Annotated in this window: 18 protein-coding genes; 10 read left to right on the top strand and 8 right to left on the bottom strand. The window is 60.8% G+C overall.

Annotated features, from left to right (window positions below; all coding sequences use genetic code 11):
* Positions 1-237 precede the first annotated feature (237 nt).
* The 4 genes from M1D99_RS16810 to M1D99_RS16825 all read right to left on the bottom strand — a co-directional run bounded on the left by M1D99_RS16810 (position 238) and on the right by M1D99_RS16825 (position 3,081).
* The gene (locus M1D99_RS16810) at positions 238-564 is read right to left on the bottom strand and encodes a four-helix bundle copper-binding protein (protein WP_434570524.1); all 327 of its coding nucleotides are present in this window, start codon (positions 562-564) and stop codon (positions 238-240) included.
* Positions 565-686: 122 nt separating this feature from the next.
* Complete coding sequence (locus M1D99_RS16815; RefSeq protein ID WP_186705698.1) at positions 687-1,289, bottom strand: LysE family translocator; 603 nt, start codon at positions 1,287-1,289, stop codon at positions 687-689.
* A gap of 54 nt (positions 1,290-1,343) precedes the next feature.
* Positions 1,344-2,180 (bottom strand): AraC family transcriptional regulator, encoded by an 837-nt coding sequence (locus M1D99_RS16820; RefSeq protein ID WP_434570526.1) that lies wholly within the window; start codon positions 2,178-2,180, stop codon positions 1,344-1,346.
* A gap of 475 nt (positions 2,181-2,655) precedes the next feature.
* Positions 2,656-3,081, bottom strand: coding sequence for a GlcG/HbpS family heme-binding protein (locus tag M1D99_RS16825; protein ID WP_434570528.1), 426 nt, complete (start codon positions 3,079-3,081; stop codon positions 2,656-2,658).
* 279 nt (positions 3,082-3,360) lie between these two features.
* On the opposite strand from M1D99_RS16825, the gene M1D99_RS16830 reads away from it, so the two are divergent.
* Complete coding sequence (locus M1D99_RS16830; RefSeq protein WP_458130467.1) at positions 3,361-4,446, top strand: Rieske 2Fe-2S domain-containing protein; 1,086 nt, start codon at positions 3,361-3,363, stop codon at positions 4,444-4,446.
* Positions 4,443-5,393 (top strand): PDR/VanB family oxidoreductase, encoded by a 951-nt coding sequence (locus tag M1D99_RS16835; protein ID WP_434570532.1) that lies wholly within the window; start codon positions 4,443-4,445, stop codon positions 5,391-5,393. Before M1D99_RS16830 ends, M1D99_RS16835 begins: the two co-directional genes overlap by 4 nt.
* Before the next feature lie 316 nt (positions 5,394-5,709).
* On the opposite strand, the gene M1D99_RS16840 is transcribed toward M1D99_RS16835, so the two are convergent.
* Both M1D99_RS16840 and M1D99_RS16845 read right to left on the bottom strand, forming a co-directional pair.
* Positions 5,710-6,423: a GntR family transcriptional regulator gene (locus M1D99_RS16840; protein ID WP_434570533.1), complete on the bottom strand. Its 714-nt coding sequence runs from the start codon at positions 6,421-6,423 to the stop codon at positions 5,710-5,712.
* A gap of 125 nt (positions 6,424-6,548) precedes the next feature.
* Complete coding sequence (locus M1D99_RS16845; protein WP_434570535.1) at positions 6,549-7,580, bottom strand: Ldh family oxidoreductase; 1,032 nt, start codon at positions 7,578-7,580, stop codon at positions 6,549-6,551.
* A 220-nt stretch (positions 7,581-7,800) separates the two neighbouring features.
* On the opposite strand from M1D99_RS16845, the gene M1D99_RS16850 reads away from it, so the two are divergent.
* Both M1D99_RS16850 and M1D99_RS16855 read left to right on the top strand, forming a co-directional pair.
* Positions 7,801-12,627 (top strand): dermonecrotic toxin domain-containing protein, encoded by a 4,827-nt coding sequence (locus M1D99_RS16850; RefSeq protein WP_458130468.1) that lies wholly within the window; start codon positions 7,801-7,803, stop codon positions 12,625-12,627.
* A 162-nt stretch (positions 12,628-12,789) separates the two neighbouring features.
* Entirely contained in the window at positions 12,790-13,788 is a 999-nt protein-coding gene (locus M1D99_RS16855; RefSeq protein ID WP_458130469.1) for a FecR family protein, read from the top strand.
* 177 nt (positions 13,789-13,965) lie between these two features.
* Here M1D99_RS16855 and pvdQ read toward each other — a convergent pair whose 3' ends face one another.
* Complete coding sequence (pvdQ, locus tag M1D99_RS16860; protein WP_458130470.1) at positions 13,966-16,314, bottom strand: bifunctional acylase PvdQ; 2,349 nt, start codon at positions 16,312-16,314, stop codon at positions 13,966-13,968.
* A 295-nt stretch (positions 16,315-16,609) separates the two neighbouring features.
* On the opposite strand from pvdQ, the gene M1D99_RS16865 reads away from it, so the two are divergent.
* Positions 16,610-16,990 (top strand): fe2+ zn2+ uptake regulation protein, encoded by a 381-nt coding sequence (locus tag M1D99_RS16865; protein ID WP_434570543.1) that lies wholly within the window; start codon positions 16,610-16,612, stop codon positions 16,988-16,990.
* Positions 16,991-16,999: 9 nt separating this feature from the next.
* Here the strand turns inward: M1D99_RS16865 and M1D99_RS16870 are convergent, their stop codons facing one another.
* Positions 17,000-17,188 (bottom strand): hypothetical protein, encoded by a 189-nt coding sequence (locus tag M1D99_RS16870; RefSeq protein ID WP_434570545.1) that lies wholly within the window; start codon positions 17,186-17,188, stop codon positions 17,000-17,002.
* A 239-nt stretch (positions 17,189-17,427) separates the two neighbouring features.
* Between M1D99_RS16870 and M1D99_RS16875 the strand changes: the two genes are divergently transcribed.
* The 5 genes from M1D99_RS16875 (at position 17,428) to M1D99_RS16895 (ending at position 22,743) form a co-directional block, all read left to right on the top strand.
* Positions 17,428-19,422, top strand: coding sequence for a methyl-accepting chemotaxis protein (locus M1D99_RS16875; RefSeq protein ID WP_434570547.1), 1,995 nt, complete (start codon positions 17,428-17,430; stop codon positions 19,420-19,422).
* A gap of 349 nt (positions 19,423-19,771) precedes the next feature.
* The gene (locus M1D99_RS16880; protein ID WP_186705711.1) at positions 19,772-20,218 is read left to right on the top strand and encodes a DUF411 domain-containing protein; all 447 of its coding nucleotides are present in this window, start codon (positions 19,772-19,774) and stop codon (positions 20,216-20,218) included.
* Positions 20,218-20,652: a YqaA family protein gene (locus M1D99_RS16885; RefSeq protein ID WP_186705712.1), complete on the top strand. Its 435-nt coding sequence runs from the start codon at positions 20,218-20,220 to the stop codon at positions 20,650-20,652. The genes M1D99_RS16880 and M1D99_RS16885 overlap by 1 nt, the downstream gene beginning before the upstream one ends.
* Positions 20,653-20,737: 85 nt before the next feature.
* Positions 20,738-21,769, top strand: a complete 1,032-nt coding sequence (locus M1D99_RS16890; RefSeq protein ID WP_434570551.1) for an alpha/beta fold hydrolase — start codon at positions 20,738-20,740, stop codon at positions 21,767-21,769.
* A gap of 11 nt (positions 21,770-21,780) precedes the next feature.
* Positions 21,781-22,743 (top strand): D-2-hydroxyacid dehydrogenase family protein, encoded by a 963-nt coding sequence (locus tag M1D99_RS16895; protein ID WP_458130471.1) that lies wholly within the window; start codon positions 21,781-21,783, stop codon positions 22,741-22,743.
* The last annotated feature ends 106 nt before the right edge of the window (positions 22,744-22,849 follow it).

Here is a 22,849-nt window from a genome sequence, read left to right on the forward strand (position 1 = left end):
TCCGTCCTTGGGGTCGATTGAGCGTTCGAAATGCTAAGGTGCACTGAACTGAAGCGCCTGCGATGCTCGCGAAAACACGCGCGTTTTGAAACCGTTCAACCGTTGCAGGGAGTTGCCAGGCGCGTAGGAACGTCACGCCGTGGCGAAGAAGGGATTGTGGGATCGGCCCCCCGCATCCCCATAGCGACCGGCCAAGCGCTTGTCCTCCAAGACCAGCGCTTGGCCAGGCCACGCCGATCAGGCGGCCATTCGCTCACACGCCTCGGCGCATGACCGGCAAGCTTTTGCACACGCCTGGCAGTGCGCCGGTTCGTGTTTGCCACATTCCTCGCCACACGCCCGGCAAATTGCCGCGCACACAGTGCACAGTTGGGCGGCGACGCTGCTGTCGCGCTTCATGAGCGTGGCCGCGAGCCGACATAGGTCGGCGCAGTCACGGTCCAGCTCGATGCACCTGGCCATCATCTGCACACTCTGCTCACGCAGGCAGGCTGCGGCGCAGGTTTCACAGGCCATGGCGCAGGCGATGCATTCGGCTATGCATGCCTCGTAACGACTGTTCATGGGAATCTCCTGTTGCGAAGGTCGATTGGGGTATACCGCACATGAAAACAGGGGCGGTATAAGGTCCGACTCGGCCGTCAATCCGGAGGTTTCGAGAGAAAAATTACAATTTTGTCAGCCGCTCAGACCACCAGCGTCAACCACGCCGACACCAGCAGCATCACCGCCATGACTCGATTGAACCGCCCCATCGCCACGGCGGAACGGCAGAAGCGCGCGGCTCCCCGGCCCAGGTAGGCCCAGACAGTCATGCAAGGGATCGAAATGGCGAAGAATGCCAGGGACAACCACAGAACCCGCACGGTACGGTCGGCCTCGGCCCCTGCGAAGACGCTGACCACCGCCAGCGCCATCATCCAGGTTTTCGGGTTCACCAACTGCAACCCAGCCGCCCCGGCCAGACCCAAGCGTGGCCCCTCGACCGGACGGTCCGGGTCGATGACCTCGGCCGGTGCGCGGAAAATCTGCCAGGCCATCCAGCTCAACCAGGCGATGCCCGCCCATGAGAGCAGCGTCTGAATCGTGGCATGGCGCGCCAGCACGTCCCCTAATCCGGTGCCGACCAGAAGCACCAGCAAGGCCGCTGCCGCACAGGCACCGAGGATGATCGGCAAGGTGGTTACCAGGCCGAAGCGCGAGCTATGGCTCAGCACCAGGATATTGGTCGGGCCCGGGGTAATGGAGGCGACAAACGCGAACAAGGCAAACGGCAGTAACTGGTCCATGGAGCGACTTCTCGGTGAAGGATCGATCGCTTGATCATCCCCGCCAAGCCTTGGTCAGTCTGGAACAATTGAGCAGCGCTTGCGGTAGTCCGCCGGGCTCAGGCGATAGGCACGCTGGAACCAGCGGCCCAAATGGCTTTGGTCGGCAAAGCCGAGCATGGCCGCCACCGCCACGGCGCTCTCGCCACCGGCCAGCAGGCGCCGGGCACGAGCCAGGCGCAACTGGATGAGATAAGCATGGGGCGCCAGGCCGAAAGCGGCCTTGAAGGCACGGGTCAAGCGGAAACGGTCCACGCCGGTGACCCGGGCCAGGTCATCCAGGCCGATGTCTTCGCTCAGGTGACTGTGCAGATAATCCCTGGCCTGCTGCGCCACCAATGGCAGCCGCGGATCCGGGTTGATCCGTGCCCGCCAGTGCAGGTGTTGGGTCAGGTTGGCCAACAAGGTATCGAGGGCCGTCTGGCGCACGATGCGGATCTCTTGCTCGTGCAAGCTCTGGAAGGCCGACGCCGTGGCACTGGCCAACCGCGCATCGTCGGTCAGGGTGGCGGCGAATCCCAGTTGGGCGTTGTCCGGTGCCTCGTCGAACAACGAACGCAACTCACGCTCCAGCCATTGAGGTTCGAGGTACAACGTGCGGTAGGTAAACCCGTGGTCATGGGGCGCATTACCGTCGTGCAGTTCACCGGGCTCAAGCAGAAACACCTTGCCCGGCGTGCTGTTGTGTTGCTGGCGACGGCAATGAAACTGTTGCACGCCCTGCTCGGTCACGCCCACCAGATACGTGTCATGCCAATGGGGATCATAGGCATGCCCCTCGAAATGCGCGCGCACGGTCTCGATACCGGACGTCGCGTCCTGCTTGAGATCGATCCAGTTGCGCGCCGTCATGCCCTGTCCCGTTTGGTGAATGTGCTCCTGGCAGATTAACTGCTGGAGAAGCGTGTGTCTGGAAGATTTGTGCAGGCCTGCGATCCCTGTGGGAGCCGAGCTTGCTCGCGATGGCGGTGGGCCTGCTTGCATCGATGCTGAATGTTCCGCCGCCTTCGCGAGCAGGCTCGCTCCCACATGGTTTTTTTGGTCACTTAGAAGATCAGCGTCCACCGCCGATCCCTGTGGAGCCGAGCTTGCTCGCGATGGCGGTGGGCCTGCTTGCATCAATGCTGAATGTGCCGCCGCCTTCGCGAGCAGGCTCGCTCCCACATGGTTTTTTGGTCGCTTAGAAGATCAGCGTCCACCGCCGACCCCTGTGGGAGCCGAGCTTGCTCGCGATGGCGGTGGGCCTGCTTGCATCGATGCTGAATGTGTTGCCGCCTTCGCGAGCAGGCTTTGCTCCACAGGGGAATTCCATAGCTTCATGACTGCTTCAAGCATCCGGCGTAATCACCGGCAACACGGTCTCAACCGCCAAACGAGCCAACTCCGCATCCTGCTCAGCCTTGACCCCAGACACGCCAATAGCCCCAATGCATTGGCCGTCATGACGAATGGCCACCCCGCCTTCAAGCATGCCCTGCACGTGCGGAGCGCTGAGGAAAGCGTAACGACCCCCGTTGATCATGTCCTCGAAAACCTTGCTGTCACGCCGCCCCATAGCGGCCGTACGCGCCTTTTCAGTGGCGATATAGGCCGATAACGGCGAGGCATCGTCCAGGCGCAACAGCCCGAGGGGATGACCACCGTCGTCCACCACACACACCGACACCGCCCATTGACGCTGGTGAGCCAGCTCCTTGGCCGCCACCAGCAATTGCGCAACGTCCTGCTCAGTGAGTACCGCTTTGGTCTTCATGAATCACTCCGTGTTGTGCGACAGCAAGCCCGCGAGACAATCAGGCGCCCGCCCGGCAGGTCGAGGAATTTTCGTTCTGCGAACCATAGCGCACATGCGGCAGTTCATTGAAGCCCTGTCGCTGGCGACCCGCTGCGCCTGACACCAGCCCCTACGCCCACATCAATGGATCCACTAACGCAACCAATCGTCCATACACCCAGCAAAAACATTGACAATCAAATTAGTTAAGAGAGTTAATGGATCCACAAACAAAAACAATTCGCCTGGAGATCCGTCATGTACCCCAAGAACGCCTGGTACGTTGCCTGCACCGCCGATGAAATCGCCGACAAGCCCCTGGGTCGCCAGATCTGTGGTGAGAAGATGGTTTTTTACCGGGGGCACGAAGGCAAGGTCGCAGCCGTGGAAGACTTCTGCCCCCACCGCGGCGCCCCGCTTTCCTTGGGCTACGTCGAAAACGGCAATCTGGTGTGCGGCTATCACGGCTTGGTGATGGGCAGTGATGGCAAGACCGTCGAGATGCCGGGGCAACGGGTACGGGGATTCCCTTGCAACAAGACCTTTGCGGTGCAGGAACGCTACGGTTTCATTTGGGTCTGGCCCGGTGACCAGGCGCTGGCCGATCCGGCACAGATCCATCATCTGGAATGGGCCGAAAGCGATGAATGGGCCTACGGTGGCGGCCTGTTCCATATCCAGTGCGACTACCGCCTGATGATCGACAACCTGATGGACCTGACCCACGAAACCTACGTCCATGCCTCTAGCATCGGCCAAAAGGAAATCGACGAGGCGCCTCCGGTGACCACGGTCGACGGTGACGAAGTGGTCACCGCTCGGCACATGGAAAACATCATGGCCCCGCCGTTCTGGCGCATGGCCTTGCGCGGCAACAACCTGGCCGATGACGTGCCGGTGGATCGCTGGCAGATCTGCCGTTTCACCCCGCCCAGCCACGTACTGATCGAAGTGGGCGTGGCCCATGCCGGCAATGGCGGCTATCACGCTGCACCGCAATTCAAGGCGTCGAGCATCGTGGTGGATTTCATCACACCGGAAACCGAGACCTCGATTTGGTACTTCTGGGGCATGGCCCGGCATTTCCAGCCGCAGGATGAAGCCCTCACCGCGTCCATTCGCGAAGGCCAGGGCAAGATTTTCAGCGAAGACCTGGAAATGCTCGAACGCCAACAGCGCAACCTGCTGGACCATCCACAGCGCAACCTGCTCAAGCTCAACATCGATGCCGGTGGCGTGCAGTCCCGGCGGGTGCTGGAGCGCTGGATCGCACGGGAGCGCGAGGCTCAAGCCGGGTTGATCGCCAGCACTCATCAGCCGCAACTGGCGGAGCAACGGCCATGATCGAAGTCCAGGTCACGGCGCGACACAACGAAGCCCTCGATATTTGCAGCTACGAGCTGAGCCGAATCGACGGCGAGCCATTGCCGGACTTCACCGCCGGTGCCCATATCGATGTGCACTTGCCCGGCGGGCTGATTCGCCAGTACTCACTGTGCAACCATCCCGAGGAACGGCATCGCTACCTCATCGGCGTGCTCAAGGACCCGGCGTCCCGCGGTGGTTCGCGCAGCTTGCACGAACAGATCCAGCCCGGCATGCGCTTGCACATCAGTGAACCGCGCAACCTGTTTTCGCTCGCTCCCCACGCCCGGCGCAGCCTGCTATTTGCCGGCGGCATCGGCATTACGCCGATCCTGTGCATGGCCGAGCACCTGGCCCAGAGCGGCGCGGCGTTCGAGTTGCATTACTGCGCCCGTTCACGGGACCGTGCGGCCTTCGTCGAACGCCTGCGCCAGTCCCCTTACGCTGACCGGGTGTTCCTGTATTTCGATGAAGAACCCGAAACCCTGCTGGACGCCGCCAGGGTCCTGGCCGCCCCCGATAACGACCTGCACCTCTACGTCTGCGGACCCGGTGGTTTCATGCAGCACGTCCTCGACACCGCCAAGAGCCAGGGCTGGCAGGAAGACTGCCTGCACCGCGAATACTTCGCCGCCGCCCCCATCGACACCCGCGCCGATGGCAGCTTTTCGGTCAAGCTCGCCCGCAGTGGCCAGGTGTTCGACGTACCGGCGGACCGCAGCGTGGTGCAGGTGCTGGAGAGCCACGGCATCAAGATCCCGATCTCCTGTGAACAAGGCGTGTGCGGTACCTGCCTGACGCGGGTACTGGAAGGTGTGCCGGAACATCGGGACATGTTTCTGACCGAAGCTGAGCAGGCCTGCAACGACCAGTTCACCCCGTGCTGCTCCAGGTCGAAGACACCGGTGTTGGTCCTCGACCTCTAACATCCGAACAACACGAAACTCTGTGGTGGGCTTGCTCCACAGTGTTTACCGTGGATCAATCTGTGCCGTGATGGCTGGGAAAGCTTTTGTGGCGAGGGAGCTTGCTCCCGCTTGAGTGCGCAGCGCTCATCGCTTTTTTGGGGTCGCTGCGCGCCCCAGCGGGAGCAAGCTCCCTCGCCACAGGACCGTGCGGTTCCCAATACCTTGTGGGTATCCAACATCACCGCAAACTGGCCCTCCGCCTTCGCGAGCAGGCTCGCTCCCACAGGGGATTTGGAGTGGATACGGATATTGCAATCACCAGCCGCCGAGGCGGTCACTCCGAACGCAGGATCACCTTCATTCGCTCATCAGCCAGTGTCGAGCCGAACACCTCGGCGTAGCGCAGGGTCGCATTGGCATGCTCGCGCATGATCGCCTCGGCGCGGCCGCTCTGGCGGTTGATCAGTGCGTCGAACACGGAATGGTGTTGCATATGGGCATAGTTGAAACGGCGAAACTCACCGGCCATGTTCTGACGATCCACCGCCAGGGCGGTGACTGAGGCGAATGGCAAATGATCGTTGCGGGCCAGGGCATCGGCGATCGCCGGGTTGTGGCTGCCTTCGACGATCACTTGGTGAAAGCGCATATTGAGGTCGTGATAGACCTCCAGGTCGTCCTCGGTGACATAGCCTTTGGCGAACAGTTCATCGCCCTTTACCAAGCATTGTTCAAGCGTCGCGCGGGCATCTTCGGACAAACCATGCTCGGCTGTCTGCCGTGCCGCCAGGCCTTCCAGCACGCCACGCACCTCCACGGCCCCAGCGATTTGCTCGGCGCTGACCGAACGCACCTGGAAACCGCGCCCGCCAAAACGCACCAGTAACCCTTCCTGCTCCAGGGTGCGGAAGGCCATGCGCACCGGCATGCGCGAAACGCCAAACAACTCGGCCGTGGGAATTTCCATCAAGCGCTCGCCAGCGGCCAGCTCGCCCGAAGCGATCATCTTGCGCAGCGCAACCAGCACCGTTTGGCCGGGCTTACTCATCCAGGCAATTCCAGAAAAAAAGAAGCCGTCATAGTAGAAGGCTTGGCCCAGCGTGTCACGGCAACGCCAGGGACCGGCCCGTGATGAAAGCGGTGGCAACCAGGCCGGCTGCCACCGCTGACGGTTCAAACGCCCGCCAGGTCCCGCAGTTGCGCCAAGGTCTGCTCGTCCAAAGTAATCCCCTGCTCATTGGCCTTGCTGCGCTCGCGGTGACGACGGTCTCCCGGCAACCGCCGCAGCCCGACACCGTGCATCTGCCTGACCAATTCCCGGCTGCGCTCGGCGAAGTCTTGCCCGGCGGTCTTGCTGGGGTCGATCACGATCAACAACTGGCCGGTCCACGGCGTCTTGGCGCCCGGATGATTGCTCCAATCGAATTCGAAGGAAAAGTTGCCCCCCGTCAGCGCCGCCGCCAGCAACTCGACCATCATCGACAACGCGGAGCCCTTGTGCCCGCCAAATGGCAGCAGCGCACCGCCTTCAAGAATCGCCTTGGGGTCGCGGGTCGGCTGGCCGAGGCTGTCCACGCCCATGCCGGGCGGCAACAACTCGCCCTTGCGCGCCGCGATCTGCACGTCGCCGTGGGCGATGGCGCTGGTGGCCAGGTCGAAGACGATCGGCTCACCGTCGGCCCGTGGCGCGGCGAAGGCAATGGGATTGGTGCCGAATAACGGACGGTCCGCGCCGTGGGGCACCACGCACGTCATGCTGTTGACCACAGTCAACGCCACCAGGCCTTCGTAGGCAAACGGCTCGACATCCGGCCAGAGCGCCGCGAAGTGATGGGAGTTGCGAATGGCCAGGACGGCGATCCCGGCGCTGCGGGCCTTTTCCACCAGCAAGGCGCGCGCGGCGGCCAGGGCTGGCTGGGCAAAGCCGTTGCCGGCATCCACCGCGACGAACCCTGAGGCGACGTCTTCGACCGCCGGCACGGCCTCGCCGTTGACCCAACCGCTGTTCAGCGTCGAGACATAACCGGGAAGGCGAAACACCCCATGGCTATGGGCACCGTCGCGCTCGGCCCCGGCGCAGTTTTCGGCCAGGCACCGAGCGACTTCGGTCGAGGTGCCATGACGCAGGAAAATCTTCTCCAGCAAACTCACCAAAGCATCGAAAGACAAGGTGCAAGAAGCGGCATGATCGGATGGCGCAGACATCTGAAGCTCCAGAATGATTGTTGGAGGTAGCAACAGCGTAAAGGACCCGCCCGGTGATTAAACACTGTTTCAGGCGCGCACTGCCAATCCTTCCCCGCCGCAGACCAAAGAAGCCCGGCGTGCAATAACTATGTACCACCTTTGTCCATCCATCGTTGCCTAGTCTGGCTGCTTCTGCCCCTTCGCGCCGTCTTGCGGCGCCTTTGATCGAGAAGCAACGATGACCACCACGCCCCTGCTATTTCCCGAGGTCCTGAACGCCAAGCGCCCGGACGAGTTGACCGCTCCCCACGGGCTGACCCAGGCCGACCTCGACTGGGTGCACCATGTCTCCCTGCCCAGCCATGCCCAGCGCGCGGCGCAGACGCCGCCGATGTTCGCCGAAACGATTCTGTTGCAGGCAGAGGAAAAACCACCCATTGCACTGGCCGGCTGTTTCGCCCTCTGCGCCTCGTCGAACGGTAGCCAAACCAGCACCGCCCCGGCGTTTCTCTATACGCCAAGTGGTGGAATCGAAAAGTTCGACAACCGGGCATCCCTCGAAGAAGAGATTGACCGGATGCGTCAGGACACTGCGCAGCGCGACGATCTGTTTCGCCTCCTGTCGATTTCCCAGTACAGCGAATTGAACAGCACCACCGACATCAGACAAACCAGGCAAATCATCGACGGGGATATTTTCAGGGCCCAGATCGAGTCCATCGAGAGCGCGCAGAGCATCAATGCCCTGGCCTTGGTGAATGAGCTGCTCCAACTGCCCTCGTTAAGATCAATGCTTGATCAAGTATTGAACGAAGCGCTGCCACGCCTGGATCATCGGCAAATCCGCTTGGCATTCACCAAGGGAACCCATCCGGCGGATCCAAAGGCAATCCCGGTAACTGAAAGCATTCCGCTGAGCGAGGCAGTCCTGGACTACTTCCATCATCAGGGCTGGCCGGCCGGGTATGACATCGATCTGACTCATCCAGGCACACTGGCATCGTTCTACTCGGCGCAGCAATGGGAAAACTTCATAAGGGACACGGCCAAAACACTGATTCCGACGCTGATCAGCTATATCGACGCCTTTTGGGAGGGACGCACGGCTTCTTTCTATATGCCACGACGCAAGCTTTTGTCTCGTGTCATTCACGATGAGCTATGGGCGTGCATTGTGATCGAACGGGAGAAAAGACAACTGACGGATGAACAGAGTCGTGAGCTGTTTCGGCTATTCCGATCGTCTCGGCGAGACGAGACATTGATGTTCATCGAAACGATTCGACTCTGGGAATATGAACCGAATTACGTGGAGCTTGCCGGTTCCATGATGATCAGCGCCAAGGGACATTATCTTTATACGCCCCTCGAAGGTTTTCAAAAGATAAGCAACTATCCAGGTTTCAAAGACAGGCTGTTGGGTCAATCCGCCAGCAGCGCAGAAAAGGAAAAAATCTATAGCCTCCTGAGCCTGGAAGAACGCAACCGCTTCCTGCACTTCGATGAGCCGCAGCTTTCGGGCAAGCCACTGGACTTGCCGGTGGCCGACACCCTGGCAAGCGCGATCATCGAGAAGCAGAAGAATAACTTCCATTACGCATTGGAAATGTCTCGCCAGGCCGATGTCGACATTCATTCGCTCATCGACAAGGCTCTGGATATACGTCCTTTCATTCACAAAAGCCTCTTGAATCAGCCAACCGCCGGGCATTGGGGCACTCATCCCGCGTTTCATGGAGAGCTGCGCCCATCCAATTTCATGGCCGATCAACTGGAAACAAAGATCAAGAGCTATACCGACGTGGAAGAGGCTTTCGACGGCCTTTTCAGTCAGCTACCGACCTCCCCGAACGCTTCGCTGCACCACCGGCTCAGGCCGCTGCTGGCCGAACTGACCAATGTTTTTTCTGTGGGTATCCGCGCCGAGGCCGAACTCCGGGAACTGGATTCGAGCCTGCCGTCGATTGCCCATGAGCTGATCAGTACGGTTTTTGCCTATGACGCCGAGTACCCGGACCGTTCGCAGCGTAAAGCCGTCAGGGGCTTTCGGCCGGATGTCTATTCGTTGACGCTCGCTTGCAGTGAAGAAGGCCGAACGATTCAGTTGCCTCTCGCCCATTGTTTTTTATTAACCGAGCGTGGAGGACTCGATACGCCCCACTCAGGCATGGCGATTCTTTGGACGCCCGCCGATGGCTTGCAGGCTTTTCCTGGCGTCGAGGTGGCCACCCGGCAATTGAACCGAGACCTGCTCGATTCGCAAAGACGCTTTGCTTTGCTCGAGAATCTAACGGCGCCTCAACGCCTGCCACATAGACGCTACCAACTCCACGCGTATGAACTGATCGAAAATAACGTGCTGCTGAATCGGATGAGTTCGTTTATCAAGCACTTTGAGGCCGAATATGGCTATCTGAGCACATTAAAAGCCGGGGATTGGCGGCTTACCGGACCGGCATTGGTCAAAAGTCTTCAGGCACTCGTGAGCAAAGGGGCGCCTACCAATCTGAAACACGTCACATCTATCGCCCAGGCCAATAAACGCCAGCAGAAACTACCTGCCTGGCTTGGCACGGCATCCCTTGAAGAAAAGCGCCTGCACGTAGAAGTGCTCGAGCAATATAAAAACAGCGTGTCCGATGGCAAGGATTACCTGGATGGTATCGAGCCCCTGCGAACTTATGTGCAAAAAAAACTGCACACGCTATTGGACGCGCGCTTTCCTCGGAAAAACCTGGACCCTGAAACTATCCAGATCACGCCCAACCTGGCGATCGTGGGGCCAGCTAGTTCGTTGACTGACTTTGCCTTGCATCACGTCGATGTGACCGAAAAAGGCTTCAAGGTTTCGTCAACCTCCACGCAGCCGTTACCCGTTGGCTTGGACGAGACGGCGGTACGGCAAATGTTGTTGTCGCTGGAAATCCCGACCACCTATAAAAACCATGTAACCCAAGCACTTTCCGGCAGCCCTGCGGATACTCAGCCGAGAAAACGGCGCTTTCGCCAGCAGCTCCCTTGGCAATTGTTGCAATACGCTCATGCGCGGTATCTACAGCAGCATCTTTCTCCGAGGGCGTTCGACCTGGTCCGGCAAGTAATGGACATGCCGGATGCCATCGCTCGTCAAGCGGTCGAAGGCGCCAACGCATTCTTCCGCCCTTTGGAGTTAATCAAAACCGAAGGCGGTGCCGCGATCAAAGCGCTGGGGCTCTACCTATTCAGCTCGACTAACGATGCAACCAGCCCTCACGTCTTGTATTCGCCCTACCATGACGGTAATCAATTACATGAGTTCAAGGATGAAGCCAGCATCGTTGCCGCATTCAATACACCCGGTGCACTCCAGGATTTGTTGATCCGCCGGCTTCCCCAGGGCCAACAAGCCACGTACAAGAATCTCTTCGCGTCCACGCGCGCAACGCAATCGGAAGTGACCCTGGGCTTCAGCCCAATCAATACAAATATTCTGCATACGCTGTATGAGGACAACACCGCGTTACTGGCAGAGATGCTGACCGCGCAAAACCAGGACCGCCATCAAGTTGACTGGGCAACGGTTCTCCATGTCTTCAGCTCCGGGGTCAGAATGCTGGGAAGACAGTTACCGGCCAAACTGACATTCCTGGAAACGCTGTGGGAGAGCTATCAGGACTTCAAGGGCTCAGCCGAAGCCTTGCAACAGCATGACTGGAAAACAGGCCTGCACAACTTCATCGCGGGCGCCGCGGAGATGGTGTCGCTTGGTTTCCTGAATCGCGGCGATACCTTCGGCCTTCTCGACCCTATCGAACCGGTTCCTGAAAGTGCTACGCCAGCGACAAGCTGGAAGGACATCGCTTGCACGGCTGCTATGCGCACCGACCTTCAGGTCTTCGAAGCCTCGGACGTGAGCCTCTCGAATCTCCAGCTGGACTGGGCCGAAGGGGTCTACAAGGCCGTGGCGAATGGCAAGTTTTTTGTCCCCCTCGCCGGCAAGGTCTATCAAGTGGCAAAAGCCGGCCAGACCTGGCGAATCATTCACGAACACGGCGAAGGGCCTTTATTGAAAAAATCGGCGGATGGCCGGACCTGGGGAATCGATCCACAGCGCCAAACCATCCGATTTGGCAAGGCCGGGTCGAAGATGGCCATTACCTATAGCGACTTCAAGGCCAAGGGATCACTGAATATTGAGGCACGGGGCATGGCCGAGATACGCAGGAAATATCCGTTCCGGGCCAATGCGATCGTGCAGGCCTTGGAAACCGCGAGGTTTTACTCGTTCAATGCCCTTCAAAATCTCCACGCACTCAAACAGCAGGTTCTTCCGGGCTCTCGGCTGGATCGATACCTTCGATTTTTTTTTGGAGTGAGCAGCGTCGATGCCCGCCTCATTAGCAAAATAGAGAACGCGATTTCGCCGATATGCCAGGCATTGGCCAACCCCTCCTGGGAGCAAATGAATGCGGATCGCATCGTTGTCGGCACCCTTAAACACCTGGGAGACAGGGCGACAGCCTTTGTGCTCGAACCCGCAGCCGTCGGGAGAATTTATATCACTCAGTTTTTCTTCGAAATGGGATTGGATTGGTATAGGTCCGTCGTACCAGAGTCCTTCAACGTCGACGCACATGCCCAAGGAGCGACGTTCATCCATGAAATCTCCCATCAGCTTTTCAATACGATCGATATCATCTACCTGGATGCGGCGATGCCGTTCCTGGACTTGATTTCAACCGCCACTTATCTAGGGAGGGAGAAATACGAAACACAAAAGGAGCTGCAACAGAATGGGCTTTCGTTGAACACTCCAAAATCAAAACTCTTTACGCAATGGGACGAGACTGATAACACATTCAAGGGCATTGAGCTGTTGTCCGTCTATAAGGGGACCGCCCGGGAAATCCTGAAAATAACCGGCGCCAAAAACATGAATGAAGCACGTGACGCATTCCTCGACCCGATTTTGCCGGACACGCGCATCGACGTCATACTACGCAACGCCGACTCCATCACCCTCTTGATTTGTGAATTGGGGCGGCAACTTGATGTGCGTTCCTCTCGACAACTTGCGGTGTCCTGATCCGGGCAAGGGCTGTTGATCTTTTTTTCACGCCAGGTATGCGACGGTACGCCATGACCCAGGTTCGAGCGAAAAAACAGGCTCATTGATGCGCAAACGCCATGACAGCAGTTCTCGGCAGCTCATGCCGAAGGTTAGAATGCGGCAAACCAGGACGAATCAATGACCGAACATACGCTCTCGGAAGCCGAATACGACGCCATTACCGATGCCGCAGCCCATTGGTGCATGCGTTTGCATGCCGTCGACTGCACCGATGCCGAACGGCAGGCGTTCAAGCAGTGGCACGATGCCGATCCACTGCATGCTTTCGAATACGAAGCCATGTTGGAAATCTGGGCGGTGGCCGATCATCTGCCGCGCGTCGAGCCAGCAGCCCCCGCCCCAGCGTCCAGGCCCCGGTCGCGTTGGAGCCGGTTGGCTGTCGCCGCCGCAGTGCTCGTCGTGGGCCTGCCCGTGGCCGCCTACACCGGTTGGAATCTGGGCTGGGTTGCCAATTCCTACGAGCGATTCGAAGCCGGCACGAGCGTCCGCCAGATCACGCTTGACGACGGCAGCCAGGTCGAACTCAACCTGGGCAGCGAGCTGACCTTCGCCAACTACAAAAACGAGCGCCGGGTGACGTTGAAAAAAGGCGAGGCGTTTTTTGACGTCACCCATGACAAACAACATCCGTTTGTCGTGCGCGCCGGCCAAGGCCAGGTGCGGGTGACCGGGACGCGCTTCAACGTCTGGATGTACCAGGACCAGGTACGGGTCACGCTGGTGGAAGGTTCGGTCAAGGTCATCAGTAACCAGGCGCTCACCCATAACGGCCTGCAACTTTCGCCGGGCATGCAAGCGAGCTACAAGGCGGGCGACCATCAACCGCAAATCCGCGAGACCAATCCCAACGACAGCTCGCTGGCGTGGCGCAACGGCAAGTTGGTGCTGGATAACCTCGCCCTGAGCGACGCGCTGCCGCTGATCAACCGCTACCTCGACCGTCCCGTCATGCTCGCTGACAACAGCACCGGCGGCCTGCGTGTCGGCGGTGTGTACAACATCAGCGAAGTGCAGAACCTCGTGGCTTCGTTGCCGAAGGTCCTGCCGGTCTACCTGACGCAGAACAAGGATGGCAACCCGGTGCTCAATTCCATTGGGCAACGGCCGGCTCAATAACTGAAAAGGCCCCTTTGGGACCTAAATTCTGTTCACTTAAAGGGAATGACGAACCTGTGGCGAGGGAGCTTGCTCCCGCTGGGCTGCGCAGCAGACCCATTTTGTGAGCGCTTCGCGCTCAAGCGGGAGCAAGCTCCCTCGCCACGGGTTTGCCGAACGCCTCAGGTACAACAGCGGTTATTGCGTCACCACCCTACCCGCCTCATCACGCTCACGAATAATCAGGACCTGATACTGCGGATCAGCCTTTATCTGCTGTTCGGTGAAGGGCAGCACACTCCACTGTTTCTGCGAAAACGCCTGGGTCTGGTCGGCCGAATAAGGCGAAGCAGGGTCGCTGGAAATGGAGAACGCCAACAGCCCCTGGGCTTGTGGACCTTTATCGTCAAACGTCACCACTTGCAGGTAGCTGGTACCGCTGACCACCTCTCGCCTGCCGTTCGCCCCCGGCACACTCTGGATCGCGTTATAGATGCCCAACTCCCCGGGGCCGCCGTGGATCGGTGTCTGTCGGCCGCCGCTGCTGGCCACCTGGACGTCTTGCCATCGGCTGTCCTTCGACAATCCGGCCGCCTTCACCGCCGCCACCGAAGCCAGCATGGCTTCGCGCACGGCCTTGAGCACGGGCGGTCGCTCGATCGCCAGGCCGCGCGGGGTGTGTTGCGGGTCGTTGGGGTCGAACGCAACACGCCATGAATCAGGCAGCGCCTGCAACGGGTCCATGATGTGCTGGAAATGCACGAACCCCAAGCCACTATCCAGGCCGGCCTTGCGATCCCAGGCCTTGAGGCTGGCACAGACCTCGCCCAATGCCGAAGCATCGGGCCGCAGGTCACCGGCGCATACGCCGAGCAGGTCCGGCATCACCTGGTCAGCCAGGTAAACCTGATCGTCCATGACCATGTGTTGCAAATCCTCCACCTTCACCGGCCCGGCCTTGGCCAACTGGCCCATCCGCTCCAGCGCAAAACGCGCGCGCAGCCCCAGTGGCTTGCCGTGCTGGCTGATCAACGGGGAATAACCGGCCAAGGGTTGCGCCGGGTTGACCATCCAGGCCGAATCGTTGGAGTTCTGCACATAATCGCGGCGCAACAGCTGCGGGAGCTTGTCGGCGGCATAAATGCCCTCCTGTACCGCTTTGGCATCGCTGCCCCAGGCACATTCGCTGCGAGAACCATCCAGCACGATCATCTGCAACCCGGCCCTGGGATCGCTGCACCGGGCCAGTTTGTCGGCATCGACGTTCGGCACCACCGACACATTCATGTAGAGGCTTTGCCCCTGGTCGTCCACCGCCAGGGTATTGACCCAGGGAATGCCCTGGATCTTATGGACGGCGGCCTGCAAGTCCTTGAGCGTGACCGCTTTGTTCATGGCGTACCACTGGGCCAGCACCCGATCGTTTTCCAGGTTCGCGTCCCGCAGGCTGTAGGCGAACCGGTTATCCCAGTCCAGTCGGCCGGGCCATTGCACGATCGGGCCGAACTGCGAGCCATAGACCACGCGGGAAACCGTCTGCACCTGGCCGTCGGGTTGCTGGATGTCCACTGTGACCGTCTGCTGGCTCATCGGTACGGACTTGCCATCGAGCAAGTAGCGGGTCGGGTCCTTCGGGTCGAGTTGCAGGCGGTACAGGGTGAAATGCTTTGAACTGTCGACGGTGTGGGTCCAGGCCAGGTGCTGGCTGAAACCGATGTTGATCATCGGCAGACCTGGCAGCGCCGCGCCCATGACGTCCAGCTTGCCGGGAATGGTCAGGTGCATCTGGTAGAAACGCATGCCGCCCACCCATGGAAAATGCGGGTTCGCCAACAACATCCCACGGCCGTTGAACGAGCGCTCACTGCCGATGGCCAGGGCATTGCTGCCGCGCTCCAGGGCAAAACGCTGCTGCCGGGTCGCGGCGGCAGCGAAACTCGTGGCCGGAGCGGCGGCGAGCGCGGTCGCCTGGGGCGGTTGCGCACCCGCCAGGGCTTCGGCGAATTGGCCGACGCCGCCTTCCACCAGCAACCGACGGGTCAACTTGACCAAGTCCAGCGCAGTGATTGGCCGTACCCACTCGCTGGCGCACTGTTCGGGCAGGCCCTTGGCCTTGTGCTCGGCCAACGCGCGGTTGTAGCCCGCCGCATAGCCTTCGACCAATTGCTGCACTTGAGGCGCCTGGGCCTGCCAGAAACCGGAGACCGCTTGCGGCGTGTTGAGCCAGCTGAAGAACAGGTCGCTGACGCGGTTCTCCCGCTGTTCGACCGTGACCTGCTCGGGCCCGAAATAACGCGAACGCTGGGCGTTGACCGTGACGATCTCATTGGCCAGCAAGCACAGGTTGTCCTGGGCGTAGGCATAGCCGATGCCATAACCCAACCCACGCTCGTCCTGAGCCCGGATATGCGGCACGCCAAAACGGGTGCGCCGGATCTCGGCACTGGCCTGCGCCCCATCGTCCTGCGCATTGACCACAGGGCTGAGCCCGAGGGCGATCCCTAGAAAAGCGCCTGCAAGGCCAACCCTCGATAACTGCCCGGACATTCTCACGTTCACTCCTGATGAAAACCGCAAAAACCAGGACGGCTACCGCTGCGCCTGTAGACAACACTCGGCCCGCCTGGGAAATCACACACCGCATGCTGAACCGGAATGTGCCTACCTTGAAAACGAACCGGATAAAAAAAAATTAATGGCCTGGCGCCGCTTGAACACGGGGGTTTGACGAAGCCGGGGCAATTTTTTCACATCACTGTCCTCATGATTGCCCGTCCTCGTTCGTCCTATAACAGGAGAGTATTCGTGACCTTTTCTGATCAGGCTGGTAAGGAGTTTCTGCATGCGTAACGCGCAACTGCCCATGGAGGGCAAGCCAAGGCCGACCGGCGTCTCGCTGAGCGCCACCCACCGTGAATTCGACAGGCCGCCAGAGCGCGGCGGCAACGACCACATCAGGCGCCTGCTCAAGAGCTTCGGGCTGCGGACCAGCCTGATTCGCCTCAAAGTCATCGATGCGCTGCTCAAGGCCGCCCACGAAAACCGCTGCCTGGGCGTGCGTGGTGTGCACAGCCAGTTATTGGGGCTGGACATTCCGTTGTCCTTTCTCAGCGTGCGCGAGGTGTTGAAGCGCCTGTGCAGCGAGGGCGTCGTGACCCTCAACCCCGATAAAAGCTACCGCCTGCACCCCAGCGCGATGGCCGTGCTCGAAGCCGAGGACTGAACCCGGCGCTCAGGGCTTGACCTTGCGCCGCATCACGCCGTTGATCACCACCACGATGACCGCCACGGCAATGGCGATGTATTGAAACAGCTGCTCGCTGATCATGCCCTGGCCCTGCATCCAGGACAGCCCCAGCATGACTGCCAGGACGACGAGGACGATCAGAATCGAGTATTTCAAACGTTGCGAATGAGTCATTGCCAATTTCCTGAATGTATCCGTTCTGTATCCAAAGGCTGCCAGGTCCATACCGTATTGCCGGAATGACGGGCAACCAACGGGGCCCCATGGTACAGCCGAAGGCGTGTCTTCGTGCAATCCACCCGCTTTAATTCCTCGACTGACTGACCTCTAAAGCTGCGTCCCACCAGGCCGATATAGTCAGGACTGCCCATCCGCTTGCTCCAGAAAGTCGCCTTCGTGCAAGGATTTTCCACATGCCCTCATTCCGAACGATTCAGGCTCGCTACACCCTGTCCCTGGTCATTTTCATGCTGGTGTTGTCCCTCCTGACCGTGGTGGGCATCAGTTACCTGGTGGCGCCCAAGCTGCGCCAGACTGAAGAGCAAGTGGCGCTGAACCGCATCGCCGAGGTTGCCGAGCAGATCCAGGGCGAACTGAACAAGGTGCAGGCGCAGCAACGCAGCATCACCCAGACCATCCCGTTGCTCGACAGCGATGCCATCGACAAAGTATTGCCGGGGCTGGTGGACCAGTACGGCGAGTTGAAAGTCTTCGGCGGCGGGATCTGGCCATTGCCCAACCAGCGGGCCGAGGGACGTAGCAAGTTCAGCACGTTCTGGCATCGCGATGCGTCCGGCAAGCTGGTGGTCAATACCTTCTGGAACAGTGACGCCGCGCCCAACTATTACGAACAACCCTGGCACAAGGGCGGCATGGCCACGCCGCCTGGCAAATGCGCCTGGGCCGCAGCCTATAAAGACGACGCCAGCGCCGAGCCCCGCACCAACTGCGCCATGGCCATCCAGAAGAATGGCGTGCCTTACGGCGTGTCCACCATCGACGTGACCCTGGGCTTCTTCAACGACCTGATTGCGCGCAAGGAAGCCGACCTGAGCGCCGAAATGCTGATCGTCGAAGGCGACGGCAAGATCATCAGCAACAGTTCGCGCATCAGCGGGCCGATCGTGTTGAAGAATATCAGCGACTTGGCGGCATCCTCGCCATTCGCTGCCCAGGTCAAGGCAGGCCTGGCCAAGCGTGACCAGCCGTTGCAGCGGGTCGAATTCGACAACAAGGGCGAGGCCAGCACGTTCTTCATGCGCCCTATCGAAGGTTCGCCGTGGTTCCTTGCCACTGCGCTGCCAACCCGACTGATCACCGCCCAACGCGACGATGTGCTGAACACCTTGAGCCTGCTGCAGATCCCAATGGTGATCCTGTTGGTGTTGATGCAACTTTACGCGATCCGCCAATTGACCCACCGCATGAAGGTGCTCAAAGGCAACATCGACGCCCTGTCCACGGGCGATGCCGACCTGACCCGACGCATCATCATCCGGGCCGAGGATGAATTGGGCGCGATCGGTCATTCGGTCAACCGCTTCATCGCTTACCTGCAAGGCATGATCGGTGAAGTCACCCAGGCCACCGGCGCCATGGCGTCGAGCCTCGGCGATCTGCAGCGGACCTCGGCCCACACCAGCGAAATCCTGATGCGCCACGCCTCGGAAACCGACCAGACCGTGACCGCCATCACCCAGATGAGCTCCACGGCTGAAAGCGTCGCGCAAAACGCCGCCGAGACCGCCGCGTTCACCCAACGCGCCAACGAGCATGCCGACCGCTCCCGCGTGGTCGTCGGCGAGGCCTCCAACAGTGTGGTGGCGCTGATCGATGAGGTGGCCAGCGCCACCCGCAAGGTCGAGAGCATGCAACAGGACGCCCAGCGCATCACCGAAATCCTCGGCGTGATCGGCGCCATCGCCGGGCAGACCAACCTGCTGGCCCTCAACGCCGCCATCGAAGCCGCCCGGGCCGGTGAGCAAGGCCGTGGTTTCGCCGTGGTGGCCGACGAGGTCCGCGCCCTCGCCGCTCGCACCCAGGCCAGCACCTCGGAAATCAACGAAATGCTGACCCGCCTGACCCAGGGCGTTAGTTCGTCGGTCTCGGCCATGGAAAACACCCAGGCCAGTTGCCAGTCGGCCGCCGATGCGACGTCACGGGTGAACTCGGGCCTGGACGAAATGGCCGGCTCCGTCAGCCAGATCAACAGCCTGAGCACCCAGATCGCCACCGCCGCCGAGCAACAGAGCGCGGTGACCGAGGAGATCAATCGCAGCATGGTGCAAATCCGCCACATGGTGGAGGAACTGGTGGAAAGCGGCCTGGCCAGCGAGGCCAATACCCGGCAACTGCTGGAAGCCAATACCCGGGTGAATGCGATCATGGGGCGGTTCAAGGTGCGCTGACGCGGACACAGCCCCCACATCCGCCCTGATCTGTGGGAGCGTGCTCCTACAGGTTGTTTGCTCACAAACCGTGGCGAGGGAGCTTGCTCCCGCTGGGCTGCGCAGCAGCCCCCTTGCCCAGCACCTCGGTGCGTCAGGTATTTTGAGCAAGCTGTCTTGGGGCCGCTTCGCGCCCCAGCGGGAGCAAGCTCCCTCGCCACAAAAGCGATGGGTGATGCCCTCTCGATTGGGGGCAGCTTGTTTACTCTCCCAACCTGACAATTCTGTAATCCCCGCCTCAGCCCCCTGTCAGTTCATGCTCGCTACTCTGTTATCCTCCCTCCAAACCGTACGACACGAGACCACCTCCATGGCCAACCCCCTGCACCTGCTCGCCTTGAGCGCCCTGTTCCTCACCTCACTGGCCCAGGCCGCCGAGCCGGTGACCATCGATGTGCACCGCGATGCCAATTGTGGCTGCTGCAAAAAGTGGATCTCGCATCTGCAAGAAAACGGCTTCAAGGTCAACGACCATGTCGAGGCCGACATGAGTTCGGTCAAGCAACGCCTGGGCGTGGCGCCGAACCTGCGCTCCTGCCACACCGCCGAAATCAACGGCAAATTCGTCGAAGGCCATGTCCCGGCCGACCAGGTGCTGGCGCTGGGCAAGCGCGATGACTTGCTCGGTGTCGCCGCGCCGGGCATGCCCATGGGCTCGCCCGGCATGGAAATGGATGGCATGAGCGACGCTTATCAAGTGATCGGCCAGAAAAAAGACGGGACCCAAACCGTGGTGGCGGATTACCCGGCCCACTGATGGGCGAAGCCTATCTCGGCTTGTTCCTGGCGGCGTTCGGCGCGGCGACCTTGTTGCCGCTGCAGTCGGAGGCCTTGTTGGTCGGCCTGTTGCTCAGCGAGCGCCACGAAACCTGGTTGCTGCTCGCGGTCGCCACGGTCGGCAACGTCCTGGGTTCGCTGGTGAACTGGTGGCTGGGCACGCGCCTGGAACACTTCAAGGACCGGCGCTGGTTCCCGGTCAGCCCGGCCCACCTGGACAAGGCTCGCCTGCATTACCAGCGCTTCGGCCGCTGGTCGCTGTTGCTCAGTTGGCTGCCGATCATCGGCGACCCGTTGACCCTGGTGGCGGGAGTGATGGGCGAGCCGTGGCGGCGTTTCCTGCTGATCGTGACCCTGGCCAAAGGCATGCGCTATGGCGTGCTCGCCCTGGCCACGCTGGGCTGGATGGGTTGAACGTTCGGGCCGTTCGGTTGCCTGTGGTTAATGTCGCCATAATCGGGTCGCGCCAGGATCGGCGGCGGCCACAAGGAGATCGACCATGTCCCGAATCATGCCCCGTTGGTTGCCCAGCCTGTTCCTCACCGCCGCCCTGCCCCTGCTCGCCCAGGCCGCCAATCCACCGGAAGGCCCGGCCTACGGTGCGCAGCTGGAAGGCTTCGAATACCCCTACACCCTCAAGCATTTCGCCTTACAGTCCCAGGGCCAATCCTTGCAGATGGGCTATATGGACGTGCCGGCCCAAGGCAAGGTCAATGGCCGCACGGTGGTGCTGATGCACGGCAAGAATTTCTGCGCTGCCACTTGGGGCGATTCGATCAAGACCCTCAGCGAGGCCGGCTACCGGGTCGTCGCGGCAGACCAGATTGGCTTCTGCACCTCGAGCAAACCCGAGTATTACCAGTACAGCTTCCAGCAACTGGCAAACAACACCCAAGCCTTGCTCAAGGCCCTCGGCGTACAGAAAGCCATCGTCCTCGGCCATTCCACCGGCGGGATGCTCGCCACCCGCTACGCGTTGCAGTTTCCCGATCAGGTCGAACGCCTGGCAATGGTCAACCCCATCGGCCTGGAAGACTGGAAAGCCTTGGGCGTGCCCTACCGCACCGTGGACCAATGGTACGCCCGTGAGCTGAAGGTCACCGCCGAGGGGATTCGCAATTACGAGCGCACTACCTATTACGCCGGCCGCTGGAAACCTGAGTTCGACCGTTGGGTGGACATGCTTGCCGGCTTGAACAAGGGCCCGGGTCATCAGCAAGTGGCATGGAACTCGGCGCTGATCTACGACATGATCTTCACCCAGCCGGTCTACTACGAGTTCAAGGACCTGACCGTGCCCACCCTGCTGCTGATCGGCACCTCGGACACCACCGCCATCGGCAGCGACATCGCGCCGCCGGCGGTCAAGGCCAAACTGGGTCACTACGAGGTACTGGGCAAGCAGGTGGCCGGGCTGATTCCCCGCGCGACCCTGGTGGAGTTCCCCAATCTGGGGCACGCCCCGCAAATGGAAGAGCCGGATCGGTTCCATAAGGCGCTGCTCGGCTGGCTGGACAAACCCATTCCCTGACGAGGTGATCCATGGCGGTGCAAATAGCAGTCATAGACGATTGGCAAGATGTGGCACGCGGCGTGGTGGATTGGTCGGTGCTCGACAGCGTCGGCCAGGTGACGTTTCTCCACGACTACCCCGCCGACCGCGACACCCTCGCCGAACGCTTGCAGCGCTTCGAGGTGATCTGCGTGATGCGCGAACGCACCGTGTTCGACGAAGGCCTGCTGCGCCGCTTGCCCAATCTCAAGCTGCTGCTCACCGGCGGCATGCGCAATGCCGCCCTGGACCTGAAGGCCGCCGCCGAATTGGGCATCCAGGTCTGCGGCACCGACAGCTACAAACACGCCACGCCCGAACTGACCTGGGCGCTGATCATGGCCCTGACCCGCAACCTGGTGCAGGAAGCCAATGCCTTGCGCGCCGGGCTGTGGCAGCAAGGCCTGGGCGGCGACCTGCACGGCAAGACGCTGGCAATCCTCGGCCTGGGCAGCATCGGCACGCGGGTGGCGCAATTCGGCCAGGTGTTCGGCATGCGTGTCATCGCCTGGAGCCAGAACCTCAGCGCCGAGCGAGCCGCGGAAGTGGGCGTGACCTATGTCAGCAAGCAGGCGTTGTTCCAACAGGCCGACGTGCTCTCGATCCACCTGGTGCTCGGCGAACGCACCCGCGGCCTGGTGGATGCCCAGGCGCTGGCCTGGATGAAACCCGAAGCGCTGCTGGTCAACACCTCCCGCGGGCCTATCGTCGATGAAACCGCCCTGATCGACGCCCTCCAGCACAAACGCTTGGCCGGTGCCGCCCTGGACGTCTTTGCCCAGGAGCCCTTGCCTGCCGCCCATCCGTTCCGAACCCTGGACAACGTACTGGCCACGCCCCATGTGGGTTACGTCAGCCGACAGAATTACCAGCGGTTCTATTCCTTGATGATCGAGGACCTGTTGGCTTGGGCGGCGGGCACGCCGATTCGGTTGCTGACGCCGGCGGGCTGAACCCGCTCCTCAATACCCAGAACATCTCCTGCTGTGGGAGCGGGCTTGCTCGCGAATGGGTGTATCAGTCAGCCAATATGTGGCTGACAGACCGCATTCGCGAGCA

Source organism: Pseudomonas sp. R3-41, assembly GCF_054161485.1.

Bases quoted from the DNA above. Each gene is read 5' to 3' on its own strand.
- M1D99_RS16890 (WP_434570551.1), top strand. From the start codon at position 20,738: ATGTCCCGAATCATGCCCCGTTGGTTGCCCAGCCTGTTCCTCACCGCC.
- M1D99_RS16885 (WP_186705712.1), top strand. From the start codon at position 20,218: ATGGGCGAAGCCTATCTCGGCTTGTTCCTGGCGGCGTTCGGCGCGGCG.
- M1D99_RS16895 (WP_458130471.1), top strand. From the start codon at position 21,781: ATGGCGGTGCAAATAGCAGTCATAGACGATTGGCAAGATGTGGCACGC.
- M1D99_RS16825 (WP_434570528.1), bottom strand. From the start codon at position 3,081: ATGAAGACCAAAGCGGTACTCACTGAGCAGGACGTTGCGCAATTGCTG.
- M1D99_RS16820 (WP_434570526.1), bottom strand. From the start codon at position 2,180: ATGACGGCGCGCAACTGGATCGATCTCAAGCAGGACGCGACGTCCGGT.
- M1D99_RS16855 (WP_458130469.1), top strand. From the start codon at position 12,790: ATGACCGAACATACGCTCTCGGAAGCCGAATACGACGCCATTACCGAT.
- M1D99_RS16845 (WP_434570535.1), bottom strand. From the start codon at position 7,580: ATGTCTGCGCCATCCGATCATGCCGCTTCTTGCACCTTGTCTTTCGAT.
- M1D99_RS16840 (WP_434570533.1), bottom strand. From the start codon at position 6,423: ATGAGTAAGCCCGGCCAAACGGTGCTGGTTGCGCTGCGCAAGATGATC.
- M1D99_RS16830 (WP_458130467.1), top strand. From the start codon at position 3,361: ATGTACCCCAAGAACGCCTGGTACGTTGCCTGCACCGCCGATGAAATC.
- M1D99_RS16835 (WP_434570532.1), top strand. From the start codon at position 4,443: ATGATCGAAGTCCAGGTCACGGCGCGACACAACGAAGCCCTCGATATT.
- pvdQ (WP_458130470.1), bottom strand. From the start codon at position 16,314: ATGTCCGGGCAGTTATCGAGGGTTGGCCTTGCAGGCGCTTTTCTAGGG.
- M1D99_RS16810 (WP_434570524.1), bottom strand. From the start codon at position 564: ATGAACAGTCGTTACGAGGCATGCATAGCCGAATGCATCGCCTGCGCC.
- M1D99_RS16875 (WP_434570547.1), top strand. From the start codon at position 17,428: ATGCCCTCATTCCGAACGATTCAGGCTCGCTACACCCTGTCCCTGGTC.
- M1D99_RS16880 (WP_186705711.1), top strand. From the start codon at position 19,772: ATGGCCAACCCCCTGCACCTGCTCGCCTTGAGCGCCCTGTTCCTCACC.
- M1D99_RS16815 (WP_186705698.1), bottom strand. From the start codon at position 1,289: ATGGACCAGTTACTGCCGTTTGCCTTGTTCGCGTTTGTCGCCTCCATT.
- M1D99_RS16865 (WP_434570543.1), top strand. From the start codon at position 16,610: ATGCGTAACGCGCAACTGCCCATGGAGGGCAAGCCAAGGCCGACCGGC.
- M1D99_RS16850 (WP_458130468.1), top strand. From the start codon at position 7,801: ATGACCACCACGCCCCTGCTATTTCCCGAGGTCCTGAACGCCAAGCGC.
- M1D99_RS16870 (WP_434570545.1), bottom strand. From the start codon at position 17,188: ATGACTCATTCGCAACGTTTGAAATACTCGATTCTGATCGTCCTCGTC.